This is a genomic window from Amycolatopsis sp. NPDC114478 (genome assembly GCF_055633805.1).
Genome location: NZ_JBVKDO010000004.1, coordinates 360,934 through 376,780, shown reverse-complemented (window position 1 = coordinate 376,780; position 15,847 = coordinate 360,934). Strand labels below are relative to the sequence as shown.

Annotated in this window: 19 protein-coding genes; 11 read left to right on the top strand and 8 right to left on the bottom strand. The window is 71.5% G+C overall.

What is annotated here, in order from left to right; all coding sequences use genetic code 11:
• Positions 1-24: 24 nt before the first annotated feature.
• Positions 25-2,208 (bottom strand): transglycosylase domain-containing protein, encoded by a 2,184-nt coding sequence (locus ACZ7OH_RS14475; protein ID WP_470281220.1) that lies wholly within the window; start codon positions 2,206-2,208, stop codon positions 25-27.
• Positions 2,209-2,550: 342 nt separating this feature from the next.
• Here ACZ7OH_RS14475 and ACZ7OH_RS14470 point away from each other — a divergent pair, with 342 nt between their 5' ends.
• Positions 2,551-2,847, top strand: a complete 297-nt coding sequence (locus tag ACZ7OH_RS14470) for a WhiB family transcriptional regulator (RefSeq protein ID WP_329054225.1) — start codon at positions 2,551-2,553, stop codon at positions 2,845-2,847.
• A gap of 47 nt (positions 2,848-2,894) precedes the next feature.
• On the opposite strand, the gene bagB is transcribed toward ACZ7OH_RS14470, so the two are convergent.
• The 3 genes from bagB to ACZ7OH_RS14455 are packed head-to-tail and all read right to left on the bottom strand — an operon-like array spanning position 2,895 to position 5,290.
• Positions 2,895-4,016, bottom strand: coding sequence for an ATPase BagB (bagB, locus tag ACZ7OH_RS14465; RefSeq protein WP_470281219.1), 1,122 nt, complete (start codon positions 4,014-4,016; stop codon positions 2,895-2,897).
• Complete coding sequence (gene bagA / locus ACZ7OH_RS14460) at positions 4,013-5,020, bottom strand: ATPase BagA (protein ID WP_400896420.1); 1,008 nt, start codon at positions 5,018-5,020, stop codon at positions 4,013-4,015. The genes bagB and bagA overlap by 4 nt, the downstream gene beginning before the upstream one ends.
• Positions 5,021-5,041: 21 nt before the next feature.
• Positions 5,042-5,290, bottom strand: a complete 249-nt coding sequence (locus tag ACZ7OH_RS14455; protein ID WP_470281218.1) for a hypothetical protein — start codon at positions 5,288-5,290, stop codon at positions 5,042-5,044.
• Between the two features lie 105 nt (positions 5,291-5,395).
• Here ACZ7OH_RS14455 and ACZ7OH_RS14450 point away from each other — a divergent pair, with 105 nt between their 5' ends.
• The 7 genes from ACZ7OH_RS14450 to ACZ7OH_RS14420 all read left to right on the top strand — a co-directional run bounded on the left by ACZ7OH_RS14450 (position 5,396) and on the right by ACZ7OH_RS14420 (position 9,781).
• The gene (locus ACZ7OH_RS14450) at positions 5,396-5,557 is read left to right on the top strand and encodes a DUF4177 domain-containing protein (RefSeq protein WP_086679227.1); all 162 of its coding nucleotides are present in this window, start codon (positions 5,396-5,398) and stop codon (positions 5,555-5,557) included.
• A 5-nt stretch (positions 5,558-5,562) separates the two neighbouring features.
• Complete coding sequence (locus ACZ7OH_RS14445; RefSeq protein WP_470281217.1) at positions 5,563-6,018, top strand: RidA family protein; 456 nt, start codon at positions 5,563-5,565, stop codon at positions 6,016-6,018.
• Entirely contained in the window at positions 6,018-6,644 is a 627-nt protein-coding gene (locus ACZ7OH_RS14440; RefSeq protein WP_400896414.1) for a hypothetical protein, read from the top strand. Before ACZ7OH_RS14445 ends, ACZ7OH_RS14440 begins: the two co-directional genes overlap by 1 nt.
• Before the next feature lie 36 nt (positions 6,645-6,680).
• Entirely contained in the window at positions 6,681-7,835 is a 1,155-nt protein-coding gene (locus tag ACZ7OH_RS14435) for a hypothetical protein (protein WP_470281216.1), read from the top strand.
• A gap of 109 nt (positions 7,836-7,944) precedes the next feature.
• A complete protein-coding gene (locus ACZ7OH_RS14430; RefSeq protein WP_470281215.1) occupies positions 7,945-8,763 on the top strand; it encodes an NUDIX hydrolase in 819 nt (272 codons plus the stop codon).
• On the top strand, positions 8,760-9,530 hold the full coding sequence (locus tag ACZ7OH_RS14425) for an MBL fold metallo-hydrolase (protein ID WP_470281214.1): 771 nt from the start codon (positions 8,760-8,762) through the stop codon (positions 9,528-9,530). The genes ACZ7OH_RS14430 and ACZ7OH_RS14425 overlap by 4 nt, the downstream gene beginning before the upstream one ends.
• Positions 9,527-9,781: a glutaredoxin domain-containing protein gene (locus tag ACZ7OH_RS14420; RefSeq protein ID WP_400896406.1), complete on the top strand. Its 255-nt coding sequence runs from the start codon at positions 9,527-9,529 to the stop codon at positions 9,779-9,781. The genes ACZ7OH_RS14425 and ACZ7OH_RS14420 overlap by 4 nt, the downstream gene beginning before the upstream one ends.
• 25 nt (positions 9,782-9,806) lie before the next feature.
• On the opposite strand, the gene ACZ7OH_RS14415 is transcribed toward ACZ7OH_RS14420, so the two are convergent.
• The 4 genes from ACZ7OH_RS14415 to ACZ7OH_RS14400 all read right to left on the bottom strand — a co-directional run bounded on the left by ACZ7OH_RS14415 (position 9,807) and on the right by ACZ7OH_RS14400 (position 13,644).
• Positions 9,807-10,868 (bottom strand): DNA polymerase III subunit beta, encoded by a 1,062-nt coding sequence (locus ACZ7OH_RS14415; RefSeq protein WP_470281213.1) that lies wholly within the window; start codon positions 10,866-10,868, stop codon positions 9,807-9,809.
• Positions 10,869-10,932: 64 nt separating this feature from the next.
• Positions 10,933-12,180 (bottom strand): MFS transporter, encoded by a 1,248-nt coding sequence (locus ACZ7OH_RS14410; RefSeq protein WP_470281212.1) that lies wholly within the window; start codon positions 12,178-12,180, stop codon positions 10,933-10,935.
• 388 nt (positions 12,181-12,568) lie between these two features.
• The gene (locus tag ACZ7OH_RS14405) at positions 12,569-13,243 is read right to left on the bottom strand and encodes a Crp/Fnr family transcriptional regulator (protein ID WP_003081747.1); all 675 of its coding nucleotides are present in this window, start codon (positions 13,241-13,243) and stop codon (positions 12,569-12,571) included.
• A gap of 149 nt (positions 13,244-13,392) precedes the next feature.
• Positions 13,393-13,644: a hypothetical protein gene (locus ACZ7OH_RS14400; protein WP_013230551.1), complete on the bottom strand. Its 252-nt coding sequence runs from the start codon at positions 13,642-13,644 to the stop codon at positions 13,393-13,395.
• A 227-nt stretch (positions 13,645-13,871) separates the two neighbouring features.
• Between ACZ7OH_RS14400 and nth the strand changes: the two genes are divergently transcribed.
• The 3 genes from nth to ACZ7OH_RS14385 are packed head-to-tail and all read left to right on the top strand — an operon-like array spanning position 13,872 to position 15,843.
• Positions 13,872-14,555 carry an endonuclease III gene (gene nth, locus ACZ7OH_RS14395; RefSeq protein ID WP_470281451.1) on the top strand — a complete coding sequence of 228 codons (684 nt, stop codon included), beginning with the start codon at positions 13,872-13,874 and terminating at the stop codon, positions 14,553-14,555.
• The gene (locus ACZ7OH_RS14390; protein ID WP_470281211.1) at positions 14,552-15,151 is read left to right on the top strand and encodes a TlpA family protein disulfide reductase; all 600 of its coding nucleotides are present in this window, start codon (positions 14,552-14,554) and stop codon (positions 15,149-15,151) included. The genes nth and ACZ7OH_RS14390 overlap by 4 nt, the downstream gene beginning before the upstream one ends.
• Positions 15,148-15,843, top strand: a complete 696-nt coding sequence (locus ACZ7OH_RS14385) for an NUDIX hydrolase (RefSeq protein ID WP_400896398.1) — start codon at positions 15,148-15,150, stop codon at positions 15,841-15,843. The genes ACZ7OH_RS14390 and ACZ7OH_RS14385 overlap by 4 nt, the downstream gene beginning before the upstream one ends.
• Positions 15,844-15,847 lie beyond the last annotated feature (4 nt).

Below are 15,847 nucleotides of genomic sequence, written 5' to 3'. Positions count from 1 at the left end.
TTCCCCGCGGGCCCTCCTACCGAGCTACCGGGCGCCGCCGCCCATGTACTGGGGGTCCGGCTGCGGTAGCGGCGCCTCCGGTTGGCCGTCCAGGATCTTCGACACCGCACCGAACCACGTCCTGGCCGGGGCGTGTCCACCGAAGATGTTGCCGTCGCGACCGCCGGGACACAGGCTGACCCGGCCCGGGCCGGCGTCGCAGATACCGCCTTGACCGCCGCCGAACTTGAACGTCATGGCCGCGCCGGCGATCTGCGGGGTACCGCCCACGAAGGCCGCCGAGACGTTCGACTGCGTGGTTCCGGTCTTGCCGATCAGCGGGCGCGTCCAGCCCGCCGCGGCCGCCGCCTGTGCCGAGGTACCGCCGCCCGGCTGGTCGTCCTTGCTCATGCCGACCGCGAGCGTGTTCGCCAGCCCCTCCGGCACTGCCTGGTCACACGGGGCTTCCTTGATCGGTACCGGCTTCCCGTTGCGGTCGGTAACCCCCGCGATCGGTGTCGGCGGGCACCAGACACCGCCGGACAGCAGGGTGGCGGCCACGTTGGCCATCTCCAGCCCGCTTACCGGGCTCACCCCGAGGGTGAACGAGCCCAGCCCGGGGCTGTTGCCCTGGGGGCCGTAGAACTTGCTCTGGGGGTCCCGCAGCTCGCCCCTGGTCGCGTTCGGGTCGGGCGTGCGGCCCGCCGCGCTCGTGGCCATCGTCTCGCGCAGCCCGAGGCGGTGCGCCATGTCGATCGCCGGGCCGGTACTGCCGATCCGGTCCTCGAGCTCGACGAACGCCGTGTTCGGCGAAGTCGCCAGTGCTGTCTGGATGTTCGCGCCATTGGCAAGCCTGCTGTAGTCGCCGGCGTTGCCGACGCAGTACCAGAACGTTCTCGGTTTCCCGGTCGGCCCGCCGCATCCGCCGGGGCCCGTGGTGAAGACGTGCGAGGTGTACTTGTCCGGGATGTCGATCGGCGAGTAGATCCCGGCGATCCCCTTCTCCATCGCGGCGGCGGTGGTGAAGATCTTGAAGGTCGACCCGGCACCGCCGGTGTTGTAGACCCCGGCGGGCAGCGTGTACGTCGTCTGGCCCGCGTCCGGGTTCTGCCCGTAGTCCCGGTTGGCCGCCAGTGCGACCACCTCGTGGCGGTCCTTCCCCGGCTTGATCAGCGACAACGTGTTCGCGATGTACGGCTGCGTCTTGTCGACCTGGTTCTCCGCCGAGACCTTCGCCTCGTGGTTGGCGCGCTCGTCCAGCGTGCTCTTGATCGTGTAGCCGCCGGAGTAGAGCTGGTCCTTCGTCATCCCGGACTTGATCAGGTAGTCCTCGACGTATTGGCAGAAGAACCCGGCTTCGGCGCCCGCGCCGATGCAGTTGGCCGCGGGCTTCGCCGGGAAGTCCGGCACGACGCCCAGCGGCTCGCCCTTGAAGCGGTCGGCGTCGGCCTTGGCCAGCTTCTTGTTCTCCACCATCCGGTCGAGCACCAGGTTGCGGCGCGCGGTCGCCTTGTCCGGGTGCTTCCACGGGTCGTTGTTGATCGGGTTGTTCACCAGCCCGGCCAGCAACGCGGCCTGCGGCACGGTCAGCTTCTCCGGGGTGGTGTCGAAGTACGCGTGCGCGGCGGCGCCGATCCCGTAGATCTGGCGGGAGAACTCGACGATGTTCAGGTAGCCCGCGAGGATCTGCTGCTTGGTCAGCTTCGTCTCGAGCTGGATCGCGATCCGCGCTTCCTTGAGCTTGCGGGCGATCGACTGCTCCTGGGCCTTCTTCTGGCCGATCGGGTCGTTCCGGTAGACGACGTTGATCAGGTAGTTCTTGGTGTACTGCTGGGTCAGCGTCGACGCGCCCTGCGTGTCCGCGCCGGCGCTGTTGCTGACGGCCGCGCGCAGGGTGCCCTGCCAGTCGACGCCGTGGTGCTCGTAGAACCGCTTGTCCTCGACCGAGACCAGGGCCCACTTCATGGCCTCGTTGATCTGGTCCGGGGTGATCGGGAGCCGGTACTGGTCGTACAGGGTCGCGATCGGCTTGCCGGTGCTGTCGGTGACCGTCGTCACCAGCGGCGGCGGGATGTCGGCGAGATCCGACGACGTCTTCTCGACCGTCTCGCTGGCCTGGTTGGACATGACACCGGCAGCCCCCACGACGGGGAAGAGCATGCCGGCGACGAGCACCCCCGCGAGCAGACAGAGGCCGATGAGCTTGAACAAACCATCCGCTTTTCGCACGAGGGCCAGGCTACCCGGAGCGGGTCAGGTGCCGGTGACGCCGTGTCTCCGAGGGTGTGAAATCAGTGACAAAACCGACCCCCTTCGGTGACATCTGGTAACGGAAGGCATTCTAGGTCTTGGCGGGGGGAACCGACGGCCCCTACAGTCCGTCAACGTCTCACGAAGAAAAGCCGTCGGATGGATCAACGCGGGTGGGAGCTCGCGTGGTCCGAACGGCGGCGCCGGCACCGGGGAGGTGCCCGGAACCGACGTGAGCAGAGGGAGACACGCTCGCGGGGGCAGGGAGCGCAGTGCCTTTCCCCGCTGGTGCGTCGATCACCAGGGTAGGGAGCTGGGGGTATGGAAACCAACCAGTCGAGCTGGCGAATCAACGCGTCCTGCCGGGACGCCGACCCGGACGGCCTGTTCGTCCGGGGTGCGGAGCAGAACCGGGCGAAAGCCGTCTGCATGGGCTGCCCGGTCCGCACGGAATGCCTCGCCGAAGCACTCGACGGCCGGATCAACTTCGGCGTGTGGGGAGGCATGACCGAGCGGGAGCGGCGGGCGTTGCTGCGCCGCCGCCCCGACGTGGTGAGCTGGGCCGACCTGCTCGAAGCGGCCAAGAGGGACGCGGAGGAGCGGGTCGAAGTCGGCTGAAGCCGGGGCGGGTGGGCGCGGCCCTGCCGCCGCGTCCCCCGCGCCGCTCAGCCGGCCAGCTTGACGCCGATGTCGCGCAGACCGTCGAGGTCGTGCACGTCACCGGCCAGCGCGGGCACCCGGGCTAGTGCCACCTCGGGGTGCGCCCGGGTGAACCGCGCGAGCAGCCGCTCTTCGCGAGCCGCCAGGTCGACGCGGTCCGCGTGCAGCCGCAGCACCGCCTCGGCCAGCGGCGCGTTCGTGTCGCCGTCCTGCAGGGACTCCGCCGCCGCGCGCGCCTCCGCGCCCGACAGCTTCGCGAGCACCGGGTGCGTCCGGTTCGCGATCAGCCCCGCCAGCGGCATCGACTCCGACGAGAGCCGCTCCACGAAGTAGGACGCCTCGCGCAGCGCGTCCGGCTCCGGCGCGGCCACCACCAGGAACGACGTCCCGGACGAGCGCAGCAGCTCCGCCGTCTTGCGGGCGCGCTCGCGGAAGCCGCCGAACATGCTGTCGAAGGCCTGCATGAACGCGGACGCGTCGGTCAGCAGCTGGCCGCCGATGATCGTCGACACGGCCTTGGCGAACATCGAGAAGCCCGCGTTGACGACCTTGCGCAGGCCCCAGCCGCCGGCCTTCGCCGGGCCCGTCAGCAGGCGGATCATCCGGCCGTCCAAAGCGGACGACAGCCGCGTCGGCGCGTCCAGGAAGTCCAATGCGGACCGGCTCGGCGGGGTGTCCACGATGATCAGGTCCCAGTCGCCGGTGGCCGCGAGCTGGCCCAGCTTCTCCATCGCCATGTACTCCTGCGTGCCGGAGAACGACGTGGAAATGGTCTGGTAGAAGGGGTTCTTCAGCAGTTGCTCGGCGCGTTCCGGGCCGGCGTGCACGCGCACCATGTCGTCGAACGTGCGGCGCATGTCGAGCATCATCGCCCACAGCTCGCCCTTGGGCTCGAACCCTTCGACCTGCACCTGCTTCGGGTGGTTGCCGAGTTCGCGCAAGCCGAGCGCCTGGGCGAGCCGGCGCGCGGGGTCGATGGTCAGCACGACGGTCTGCCGACCGCGCTCGGCCGCGCGCAAGGCCAGCGCCGCGGCGGTGGTGGTCTTGCCGACGCCGCCGGAGCCGCAGCAGACGATCACGCGGCTCTCCGGGTCGTCGAGCAGCGCGTCGATGTCGATGGTGGTCACAACCGCACCCCCTGGTCGGTCAGGGCCTCGGCCAGGTCGTAGAGGGCCGCGACGTCGACGCCGTCGGTCAGGTCCGGCAGCTCCAGGGTCGGCAGGTCGGCCTCGGCGAGCTGCTCGCGCGCCCGCTGCTCGGCGGCGACCCGCACGGCGTGCTCGACGGTCTCGTCGACCAGCGCGTCCAGGGTCTCCTGCGGCAGCTTCAGCCCGGCCGACGCCAGCCCGGTCCGGACGCGGGAGGCGTCGACGCGCCCGTCCGCGGCGGCGGTCACCGAACGGGCGGGCAGCCGCGGCGGCCGGACCCGGTTGACCAGCACCGCGCCCGGGCGCAGGTCGGCGCCGTCCAGCTCGGCCACGGCCTCGACGGTCTCGCGGACCGGCATCTCCTCCAGCAGCGTGGCCAGGTGGATCACCGTCTCGCCGGAGTGCAGCAGCCGCACCACGCCCTCGGCCTGGCCGCGGATCGGGCCGGTCTTCGCGAGGTCGGTGAGGGCCTTGGTGACGTCGAGGAACTTGACGACCCGGCCGGTCGGCGGCGAGTCGACGACGACGGCGTCGTAGGTGTGCCGCCCGTCGGACTCGGTCCGGCCGACGCACTCCTTGATCTTCCCGGTGAGCAGGACGTCCCGCAGGCCCGGCGCGAGGGTGGTCGCGAACTCGATCGCGCCCATCCGCCGCAGCGTCCGCCCGGCGAAGCCCAGGTTGTAGAACATCTCGAAGTACTCGAGCAGCGCGGCTTCGACGTCGATGTGCAGCGCGCGCAGCTCGCCCCCGCCGGGGACGGCGGCGATGCGCTGCTCGGCGTAGGGCAGCGGCTCGGTGTCGAAGAGCTGGGCGATGCCCTGGCGGCCCTCGACCTCGATGAGCAGCACGCGACGGCCTTCGCGGGCGAGCGCGAGGCCGAGCGCCGCGGCGAGCGTCGTCTTGCCGGTTCCGCCCTTGCCGGTGACGAAGTGCAGCCGGGCGCGGGCAAGCTCGTCGGTCCAGCCGGCATGGGGAGTGGTCACTTCTTCACCCTAAATCAGCTCTCAGCTGGCCAGCAGCATGACGCTGACCGCAGCGGCGACCGCCGCGACCAGCACCCAGGCCGCGAGCCCGGGCAGCACCGTGAGGGTGAGCACGCCCACCACGAGCAGCAGGGTGAAGGTGATCACGCCGCCGAGCGCGACCTGACCGGAGCTTTGCGTCCGATCGCGCACCTTCGCCATCACGACGAGCACCAGGGGCAGCCCGGCCGCCGCGAGCAGCGCCGTCGCGATCACGCGCCACGTTTCCACGAGCCCACGCTAGCGGCGTGAGATGGACCACACTCCGGCGCGTCGCGCGCGTCAACCCGGCGGTGGCCCCCGCCGGTCTTGCCCGCTTGGCTACGCTCCCGTTCCATGAGCGCCACCAAGTGGGAGTACGCGACCGTCCCCCTCCTGATCCACGCGACGAAGCAGATCCTCGACCAGTGGGGCGAGGACGGCTGGGAACTGGTCACCGTGCTGCCGAACCCGACGGGCGAACAGCACGTCGCGTACCTCAAGCGTCCGAAGGGCTGATCCGCGTGAGCTGGAGCGAACGGCTGAAGGAGCTCGGCATCGAGCTGCCCGGCGTGGCGGCCCCGCTGGCCGCCTACGTGCCCGCCGTCCAGAGCGGCAACCACGTCTACACCTCCGGCCAGCTGCCCTTCGTCGACGGCGTGCTCGCCGCGACCGGCAAGGTCGGCGCGGAGATCAGCCCCGAAGAGGCGAAGGGCCACGCCCGCACGTCGGCGCTCAACGCGCTCGCGGCCGTGCACGCCTTGGTGGGCATTGACAACGTCACGCGGATCGTCAAGGTTGTCGGCTTCGTGGCTTCCGCGGAGGGCTTCACCGGCCAGCCGGCGGTCGTCAACGGCGCGTCCGAGCTGCTCGGCGCGGTCTTCGGCGACGCGGGCATCCACGCCCGCTCGGCCGTCGGCGTGGCGGAGCTGCCCATCGGGTCGCCGGTGGAGGTCGAACTGATCGTGGAGGTGCAGTGATGGACCCGGACATCGAGCAGTCCACCCACGAGCTGCTGCTCCGGCTGGCCGGGCGGCTGCCCGACCAGCTGCTGTGGCGGTTCCGCGACTGGCTCGGCGAGGGCGCCATGGGCACGCTCGCCCGGACCCTGCCGAGGTCTTTGCTTAAGCACAGGATTGACCTCGACCAGACGGAGTACCGCCTGCTCGTGGCCGGTCTCATCCCGCACGGCGCCGACTGGCACCAGGTCAGTTCGACGCTGGGGGTAGACGACGTTGCCGAGAACCGGTACACATTCACGGCGAGTGCGCCCGAATGGGTTAACTCGGTCGACTCCGTGTCCGTGTTGATCCACGCAACGTTGCGAGGGCGCCCGGACGTGGGGGAAGTGCGGCAGAGCTGGCGACACGTCGGTGTGGTCGGGCAGGGCACGGCCAAGCGCGTCCTGCTGATCACCGCGCTGAACGGTCTGCCGAGGTTGACCGGCGAGCTGCAGCGGGTGCTGCGCGTCCTGGGCGACGAAGAGCCCAGCGTCGAGGTCATCCCGTCGCGCTTCGACCTGCCGGAGTACCACCGGGCCGCGCTGGCCGATTCGGAACTGGTCTGCGTGGGCGCGGTGACGGGGAACCGGCTAGTAGCCGCATAACGCTCGCCCGCCAGCGAGCTGGGAGGGAGCAAGGCAATGGTGGAGGTCCACGACGGCCCGCCCATGGACGGGTTCTCGGTGCCCCTGCGCCTGCACAACCTGTTGCTGGCCCTGGCGGGCCGGATCGACGACAGCGCGCTCACCGAAGCGCGTGAGCTGATTGCCCGGGCCCACATCGACGAGGCGGTCGAGCTGACCACCGGCACGCTCATCGCGGGCCGGATCCCGGTCAGCTCCGCCGAGCAGCGCGAGCTCGCGCTCGTCCTCGAGATGAGCCGGTCGGACGCGACGTTGGCGAACGACCTGCTGGTCGACGAGGCCGAGCCGGTCAGCACGCACCGGTTCACCGGCGAGAACTCCCCGGAGTTCGGCATCGCCGAGGCGCTCGACCGGACGCTGCAGGTGCTGCCGGACGTCCGGTCGGTGCACGCGGTGTGGCGCAACACGCCGGCCGGCAGCGTGCCGGGCGCGCTGCCGCAGCGCGTGGTGCTCGTGGAGCTGGGGCCGGAGGGCAACCCGCCGGCCGTCGCGTTCCGCGTCGACACGGCGTTGCGCCGGGCCGGGATCCACTCCGTCGTCGAGGTCAGCGGCCCCGGCGTCGCGCACTCCGAGTACCACCAGGCCGCCGCGGCGGCCGCGTCACCGGCGTGGGTGACCGGGAACACGACGTCGTCCGCCTCGGCGTACCGGCCGTCCGAGCCGGTCAAGCCGCCGGCCGTGGTGAAGGCCGAGCCGGTCGCGGAGTCGTCGGGCAGCCGGCACAGCATCCGGTCGAGCACCGCGACGACGACTCCGCCGGAGCCGGTGGCCCCGGTGGTGCCGATCGTGTCGCCGCCGCCCGCCCCGGAGCCGCCCCGCCCGTCGCGGGTGGACCGGTCGTCCGACCGGACCGAGACGCGGGCGGAGCGCACCGCCGACCTGACGCCGGCCGAGGTCGCGCAGCTGCGGCAGGCGCTGGCCGAGGACCCGGAGAAGGGCCGCGAGATCGCCGCGGGCAAGCCGTCGATGCACGAGGTCGTCGAGCTGCCCGCGCTGGACCTGGACGACCCGAGCCTGAGCGAGCGAGACCGGGCGTTGCTGCGCGAGCTGCACGCCGAGCTGGCCGAGCGCGAGCGGGCCGAAGCGGCAAAGATGCGGCTCAACGGCGCTTCCCGCTCCGGCGGCGACCAGCGCGGCTGGACCGCCCCCTAGGTCGATCTTCGGCAAAGGCGGAGCTTTCCCGTGAAGGCTCCGCCTTTGTCGTGTCCGGCGTGCCACAACTGCGCGACGGGGCGTCGGGGTCCGGAGGTATGTTTCCCGGGTGGAGCAGCCAACGGAGTTCGTCTTCGACATCCCGGTGGGAGCCGGCGTCGCCACGCGGGCCAATGCAGACGGCCCGCCGGCCACGCCGAAGGACGCGGCCACCGTGATCCTGGTCCGGGACGGCGCCGACGGCGTCGAGATCTTCCTGCAGCACCGGGTCAGGGGCATGCCGTTCGCGGGCGGGATGACCGTCTTCCCCGGTGGCGGGGTCGACAAGCGCGACGCCGACGCGTCGGTGGCGTGGGCCGGCCCCGAGCCGTCGTGGTGGGCCGCGCGGTTCAGCTGCGACGACGCGCTCGCGCGGGCGCTGACCTGCGCGGCGGTGCGCGAGACGTTCGAGGAGTCCGGCGTGCTGCTCGCGGGCAGCGCGGACGCCGTCCTCACCGACGTCACGCCGTACGCGGCCGCCCGCCAGGCCCTGGAGACGCGGGAGGTGTCGCTGGCGGCCTTCCTCGCCGACGCGGGCCTGACCCTGCGAGCCGACCTGCTGCGCCCGTGGGCGCACTGGATCACGCCCGAGGAGGAGCCCCGCCGGTACGACACCCGCTTCTACGTCGCGAAGCTGCCGGACGGGCAGCAAGCCGACGGCGCGACGTCGGAGGCGTCGAGCTCCGGCTGGCAGCGCCCGGAGGACGCGATCGCCGACGCGCGCGAAGGCCGCCGGATGCTGATGCCGCCGACCTGGCTGACGCTGAGCGAGCTGGCGAAGTTCGCGACCGCCGACGACATCCTGAACGAGCAGCGCGAGATCGTCCGCATCGCGCCGACGCTCATCCGGGAGAACGACCACGTCCGCGTCGTGCTGGAGAAGCGATGAGCGCCCCCGCGTACGGCGTGCTGCGCCAGGTGTCCGAGACGGCGTCGGTGCTGCTGGAGAACAACCCGTCGTCGATGACGCTCGAAGGCACCAACAGCTGGGTGCTGCGGGCGACGCCGTCGAGCCCGGCCGTGGTCGTCGATCCGGGCTACCGCGATCTGGAGCACCTCGAACTGCTCGCCGCGGTCGGCTCGGTGGAGCTCGTCCTGCTGACCCACTTCCACCCGGACCACGCCGAGGGCGCGCCGTGGTTCGCCGAGCGCGTCGGCGCGCCGGTGCGGGCGTTCGACCCGTCGCTGTGCCTCGGCGCTTCGTCCTTTGTGGACGGTGAGGTGATCTCGGCGGGCGGCCTTTCCCTCCGGGTCCTGCACACGCCGGGGCACACGGACGACTCGGTGTCGCTGGTGCTCGACGGCCAGGTGCTGACCGGCGACACGATCCTCGGCCGCGGCACGACCGTGCTGCACGACCTCGGCGACTACCTGCGCTCGCTGCGGAAGCTGATCGAGCTGCCGGCGGGCACGCTGGGGCTGCCCGGGCACGGTCCGGAGCTCCCCGATCTGGCCGCGACCGCCGGCGAGTACCTCGCCCACCGGGAACAGCGGCTGGACCAGGTGCGTTCGGCATTGAAGACGCTGGGGGCGGACGCCACCCCGCGCCAGGTCGTCGAGGTCGTGTACGCCGACGTCGACCGGGCGCTGTGGGCGCCGGCCGAGCTGAGCGTGCAAGCGCAATTGGACTACTTGCGGTCGGAGGAGCAGGGATGAGCAACGTCGAGGTCGAGTTCTACTGGCGCCCGGGGTGCGGGTTCTGCGCGGCGCTGGACCGCCCGATGTCGCGCAGCGGCTTCAACATCCGGAAGATCAACATCTGGGAAGACCCGGCCGCCGCCGCGCGCGTGCGAGAGGTCGCGAACGGCAACGAGACCGTGCCGACCGTGATCGTCGGGTCGACCGCGATGGTCAACCCGTCCTTCGCCGAAGTCGAGGCCGCGGTCAAGGCAGCTTCGGCGAGCTGAGCGCACCGGGCTGCGAGCCGCCTCGCTACCGGGGCAGCATCGGCATGAGGTAGTACGTCAGCTCCACCTCCCCGGGCTCCGCCGACCTCAGGACGCACGCCCGCATCCCCGGCTGGATCGACAACTCCACCCGGTCGCCCGCGAACGCCTGCAACGCGTCGAGCAGGTACCTGGCCTGGAACGACGGCGACGTCCGGCCACCGCTGACCTCGGCCTTCAGCGTCTCCTCCGCCTCGCCCGCGTCCTGGCGGGCGCTCGCCAAACGGACCTGCGTATCGCCGACCTCCAATGTCAGCACTCGCCGGTCCTCCGCGTACACCCCGACCCTGCGGACCGCCGCCGCCAAGGCGTCCGCACTCAAAGACACCCTCGTGTCGACCGCGGAGGACGGGATCGAGTCCTCCGACAGGAACCCCGCGTCGAGGACCGCCGTTCCCACCAGGCCGCCCGGCCAGCTCAGTCCGAACCGGCCCGGCCCCGCGTGCAGGCCGACCGTGCCCTTCGCCTGGCGTGCCGCCTCGGTCAGCAGTGTTGCCGGGACCAGGACGTCCAACGATCCCGGGAAAAGCAGCGGCAGCCGGGCCACCGCCATCCGGTAGCGATCCGATGCTGTCAGCGTCAGCCGGTCGTCCGCCTGCAGCCGGACGCCGGTGAACAGCGGGAGCGGGTCGTCCTTCGACGCCGTTCCCGCGACGATCCGCAGCGCCGACGCGAACGCCGCACCGTCCACTTCGGACACTCGGGACAGCTCGAGGACCGGCGGCCCGGCCTCGGTGGACAGCAGCGGCAATGCGAAACGCGCGTTTTCGACCCGCAGGGCCAAGCGGCTGCCTTCGACGACCAAGCGCACCAACTCGGAGTCGAGCATCTTCAACGTCTCGGCCAGCGGTGCCGCGGGCACGGCGACCGAACCGTCCGTGTGGGCGGTCGCCGGGCAGTCGAACCGGACGGCGAGGTCCGGGTCGTTGCCGGCGACCGTCAGCCCGGCCGCGTCCGCCCGCAGCCGCAGCCCGGCGCGGGCAGGCAGCAGCCGCGAAGCGGCGGAAACGGCCGCCGAGAGGCGGTGGGCAGGCGCGGTGACGTCCATTCCCGCAAGCTAGCGGCGACCACCGACAAAAACGCCGCGCATGGCAGCTGACCTGCGGAAATGCTTACCGGACGCCGACCAGCTCCGCAGCCGCGGCGGCCGGCTGAGGTGCCCGGACCGTCCCCCGCAGCAACCAAACGAGCAGAGCGAGCACCAACCCGGCCACGCTCGCCGTCAAGAACGCCGCCGACGGGCCGGCGTGCTCCACGACGTACCCGCTGACCGACTGCCCGGCGGCCAGCCCCAGCGTCACCGCCGTCAGCACCCAGCCGAACGCCTCCGCCGCGGTTCCGGACGGCGCGACCAGCTCGATCGCCGACGAGTGCGCCGTCGACTGGGGCGTGATCAGCGCGCCCGCCAGCAACATCATCAACGCCAGCCCCCACAGCGACGACGGCCACGCGAGCAGCGCCACCAGCGCCCCGAAGCCGCCGAGCAACGCCGGCAGCCGCAGGCCCATCCGGCGCGGCCACGGGCGCAGGCTGTACGCCACGCCGAACGCCACCGAGCTGAGCGACCACGCCGAGAGCAGCAGCCCGCCGAACGAAGGCGCCCCGGCTTCGGTCGCCGACGCCGGGACCGCCACCTCGACGAACCCGATCACCACGCCGAACCCGAGCGCCGCCAGCGCCAGCGTCCGCATACCCCGGCTGGCCAGCGCACCCAGCATCGAGCCGGACGAACCCGAGGACGGACCCCATGCGCGCACCGCCGGGCTCAGCGCGAACAGCACCGCGCCGGTGAACTGCACCGCGACGCCCAGCACCAGGCCGGTGCCCGCCCACGGGGCCAGCACCAGCAGCCCGGCCACGCCGGGACCGAGGATGAAGAACACCTCCATGCTGATCGCCTCGTACGAGAACGCCGCGTTGCGCGCGCCGCCCGGGGGCAGCAGCCGCGTCCACAGGGCGCGGGACGCCGAGCCGACCATCGGCTCCGACAGCCCGGTCGCCGCGGCGAACGCCACCAGCACCGTCGTCGGGGCGTGCGACTCGATGGCCGTCACCAGGGCGGTCATGGACAGCGCGAGCAGGGCCGCGACGACGAGCAGCGGCCGCGTCGGGCCGAACCGGTCGATCAGCCTGCCCTGGATCACCGCGCCCACGGAGACGCCGACGAGCGAGCCGGCCGAGACCAGCCCGGCGGCGGCGAAGGAGCCGGTCTCGCGCTGGACGTAGAGCAGGGCCGAGATGCCGATCATGGCGATCGGCAGGCGCGCGAGCACGGACGCGACGGCGGGCCACCGGGCGGCGCGGGTCGTCAGCGCGCCGCGGTAGTCGGCCAGAGACGTACGACCTTCGGAGTGGGACACGCGTACTAGTATGCCGCAGAGTGGTACGTGAGTACCAGTTTTTTTACGGTCAGCTGCGTCACCAAGTCTCGATCGGGTAACGCTATCGATATTCTCCGTGAACTCGTGCAACGAAACGACCGGGACGGCGTCCTTGAGAGTGAATGGCCTTGAATTCGTGGGTATGGGCCGTGATGGTTGAACAACAGCACAGAACCCAGCTCCCTCCGGCACTTGGGTCGGGGCCTGATCCCGGAGGGCGGGGAGCGCGGATCGTCGGGGGATGGTCCGCGCGACAACGAAGAGCCGGTGCGCCACGTCGGGGGTGGCGCCCGGCTCTTTGTTTTGGGTCACCAACGCAGAAGGCCCCCTCGCCCGGAAGGGTGAGGGGGCCTTCTGGCGTAAGAACTCAGCGAGCCCGGCGAGCCAAGCGCTCCGGGTCCAGGATGAGCACGCTCTTGCCTTCGAGCCGCAGCCAGCCGCGGTGCGCGAAGTCGGCGAGCGCCTTGTTGACGGTCTCGCGGGACGCGCCCACGTACTGGGCGATCTCTTCCTGCGTCAGGTCGTGCGTGACCCGCAGCAGACCCGCCTCCTGGCTGCCGAACCGCTGCGCGAGCTGCAGCAGCGCCCGCGCCACGCGGCCGGGGACGTCGGTGAAGATCAGTTCCGCGACCATGTTGTTCGTCCGGCGCAGGCGGCGCGCGACCACGCGCAGCAGCTGCTCGGCGATCTCCGGCCGGGTCGAGATCCACTGGCGCAGGGCCGGGCGGTCCATGGTGACCGCGCGGACCTCGGTGACCGTGGTCGCGCTCGACGTCCGGGGGCCGGGGTCGAAGATGGACAGCTCGCCGAACATGTCGGACGGGCCGAAGATGCCCAGCAGGTTCTCGCGGCCGTCGGGCGACTTGCGGCCGATCTTCACCTTGCCGGACTGGATGATGTACAGCTTGTCGCCGGGCTCACCCTCGTTGAAGATGACATGGCCGCGGGGGAACTCCACGGATTCCAAGGTCTGGGCCAGCGCCTCCGCCGCTGCCGGCTCCACACCCTGGAAAATGCCCGCACGGGCCAGGGTTTCGTCCACCTCGGGTGCCTCCTCGTCGAGAAACGTTCACGCCCTCCCGTGTGTGGAAGAGCGTGACGCCGATCACTTGCGCGTCAGTCTAGGGCGTACTCACGAGATCGCCCGTCGGACGCGCGCGCCCGCCGGATGATCTCGTTCGAACGTGGAGCCTAACTCCGCACGCGACGCGCGCGTAGCCTGGCTGCCCGTCCGCCCAGCCTACGCAGCCGGAACAGCTCCAGCGCGCGGCCGATGCCGTGCCCGTAGAGCGCCCTGACCTCGTTGGGCTGCGCCTGCTCGAGGAACTCTTCGACCTCGTTCTCCTGCACCGCGACGTGCTTGAGCCGGCTCTCCACGCGCTCCATGAACAGCGCGAAGAACATGATCACCAGGGGGACCAGGATGACGAACCAGACGGTCATGACCGGACCCCGAAACACTCAGTGAAAAGCATCTACTCCAGATCCTCGCTCATGGCGGCCGGAAAACTGCGCCGAGGTGGTGCTCTGGCGTGTCGGTCGTCCACCGGTGCACTGACCGGCTCGCCCGACGGCGCCCGTAGGCTATCGGGGTGCCACCTGCCACCACGAACGCCCCCCGTGAGGGCGCTGGTGAAAGCCGGTTAGCTCTGGTGAGACGCGCCAGGCGGATGAAGCGTTGCCTCGACGACGTGTATCCCGACGCCCACTGCGAGCTCGACTTCACCACTCCACTGGAACTGCTGGTCGCGGTCGTGCTGTCCGCGCAGACCACCGACGTCCGCGTGAACCTCGTCACGCCCGCGCTGTTCAAGCGCTACCGGACCGCCGCCGACTACGCGGGCGCCGACCGCGCCGAGCTGGAGGAGTACCTCCGCAGCACCGGCTTCTACCGGGCCAAGGCGAACTCCGTCATGGGCCTGGGCGCGGCGCTGGTCGAGCGCTTCGACGGCGAGGTGCCGGGCAAGCTCGAGGACCTCGTCACGCTGCCCGGCGTCGGCCGCAAGACGGCGAACGTCGTGCTCGGGAACGCCTTCGACGTCCCGGGCATCACCGTCGACACCCACTTCGGCCGGCTGGTCCGCCGCTGGGGCTGGACGGCCGAAGAGGACCCGGTCAAGGTCGAGCACGCGGTCGGCGAGCTGATCCCCCGCAAGGAGTGGACCATGCTCTCGCACCGGGTGATCTTCCACGGCCGGCGCGTCTGCCACGCCAAGAAGCCCGCCTGCGGCGCCTGCCCGCTGGCCAGGGACTGCCCGTCCTACGGCACCGGCCCGACCGGGTTCGAGGAAGCCGCGAAGCTGGTCAAAGGCATCGAAAAGGACCACATCCTGGCGCTGGCGGCGCCCCGGTGACGACCGTCACCAAATGGGCGCTGGCCGCCGCCGTGCTGGCGGTGGCGCTCATCCTCGCGCTGCTGCCCCGCGGCGGTGGCGACAGCGCCGCGAAGCCGTCCGAAGACCTGGCCCCGGCCAGGTCCGCGGCGGCGCTCCAAGCGTGTCCGGCGCCGAGCTCCGCACAGCCCGTGAAGCAGCTCGAGGGCGTCACGGCGGACTGCCTCGGCGACGGCGCGAGCGTCGACGTCGGCAAGGCCCTCGCCGGGGCTCCGGTGCTGGTCAACGTGTGGGCGTCGTGGTGCCAGCCGTGCCGGACCGAGCTGCCCGTGCTCCAGGAGTACGCGAAGCAGCCGGGTGCCGTGCGCGTGCTCGGCGTCCAGGTGCAGAGTCCGGCGAAGGACGGCTTGAACCTGCTCGCCCAGCTGGGCGTGCACCTACCGTCGGTCTTCGACGGCGAAGGGCAGACGGGGCCGGTCCGCACGGCCCTAAAGGTGCCGTCGTCGCTGCCGGCGTCCTACCTGGTCACCGCCGCCGGTGAGGTGCGGTTCATCGCGAATCCCCGCACGTTCGGGAACACTGACCAGGTGCGTGCAGCAGTGGGAGGGACTTCATGATCGGACCGCTGGTCGAGCCGGAGTCCGTCCCCGAGTGGCTCCGGCCGCTGGTCAAGGTCAGCGGCGAGGTCGATTCGAAGACGTTCACCCGGTTCAGCCCGCCCGAGGACAGCTACACGCGCGCCGCCGCGGTGCTCATCCTCTTCGGCGAGCGCGAGGCCGACGGCGAGCCCGACGTCCTGCTGCAGCGCCGCGCCGACACCCTGGGCTCGCACGCGGGCCAGGTCGCCTTCCCGGGCGGCGGCGCCGAAGACGGCGACGGCGGCCCGATCGGCACCGCGCTGCGCGAGGCCGAGGAGGAGACCGGGGTCGTCCCGTCCGGCGTCCGGCCGGTCGCGGTGCTGCCGGAGCTGTTCGTCCCGGTCTCGAAGTTCGCCGTGACGCCGGTGCTGGCGCACTGGGACGTCCCGTCGCCGGTGCACGCCGTGGACCCCGGCGAGACGGCGTCCGTCGCCCGCGTCGCGCTCGCCGACCTGGCCGACCCGGCCAACCGGTTCATGGTCCAGAAGGCCGGCGCGCCGTGGAAGGGCCCGGCGTTCGAGGTGTCGGGCCTGTTCGTCTGGGGTTTCACCGCCGGGTTGCTGTCCGTCCTGCTCGGCCTGGGAGGCTGGGAGCGCGAATGGGACTCGGGCGACGTCCGGGACCTCGACGAAGCGCTCGCCGCGTACCAGGCGCGGTTGACGGAAGGGTGACGCG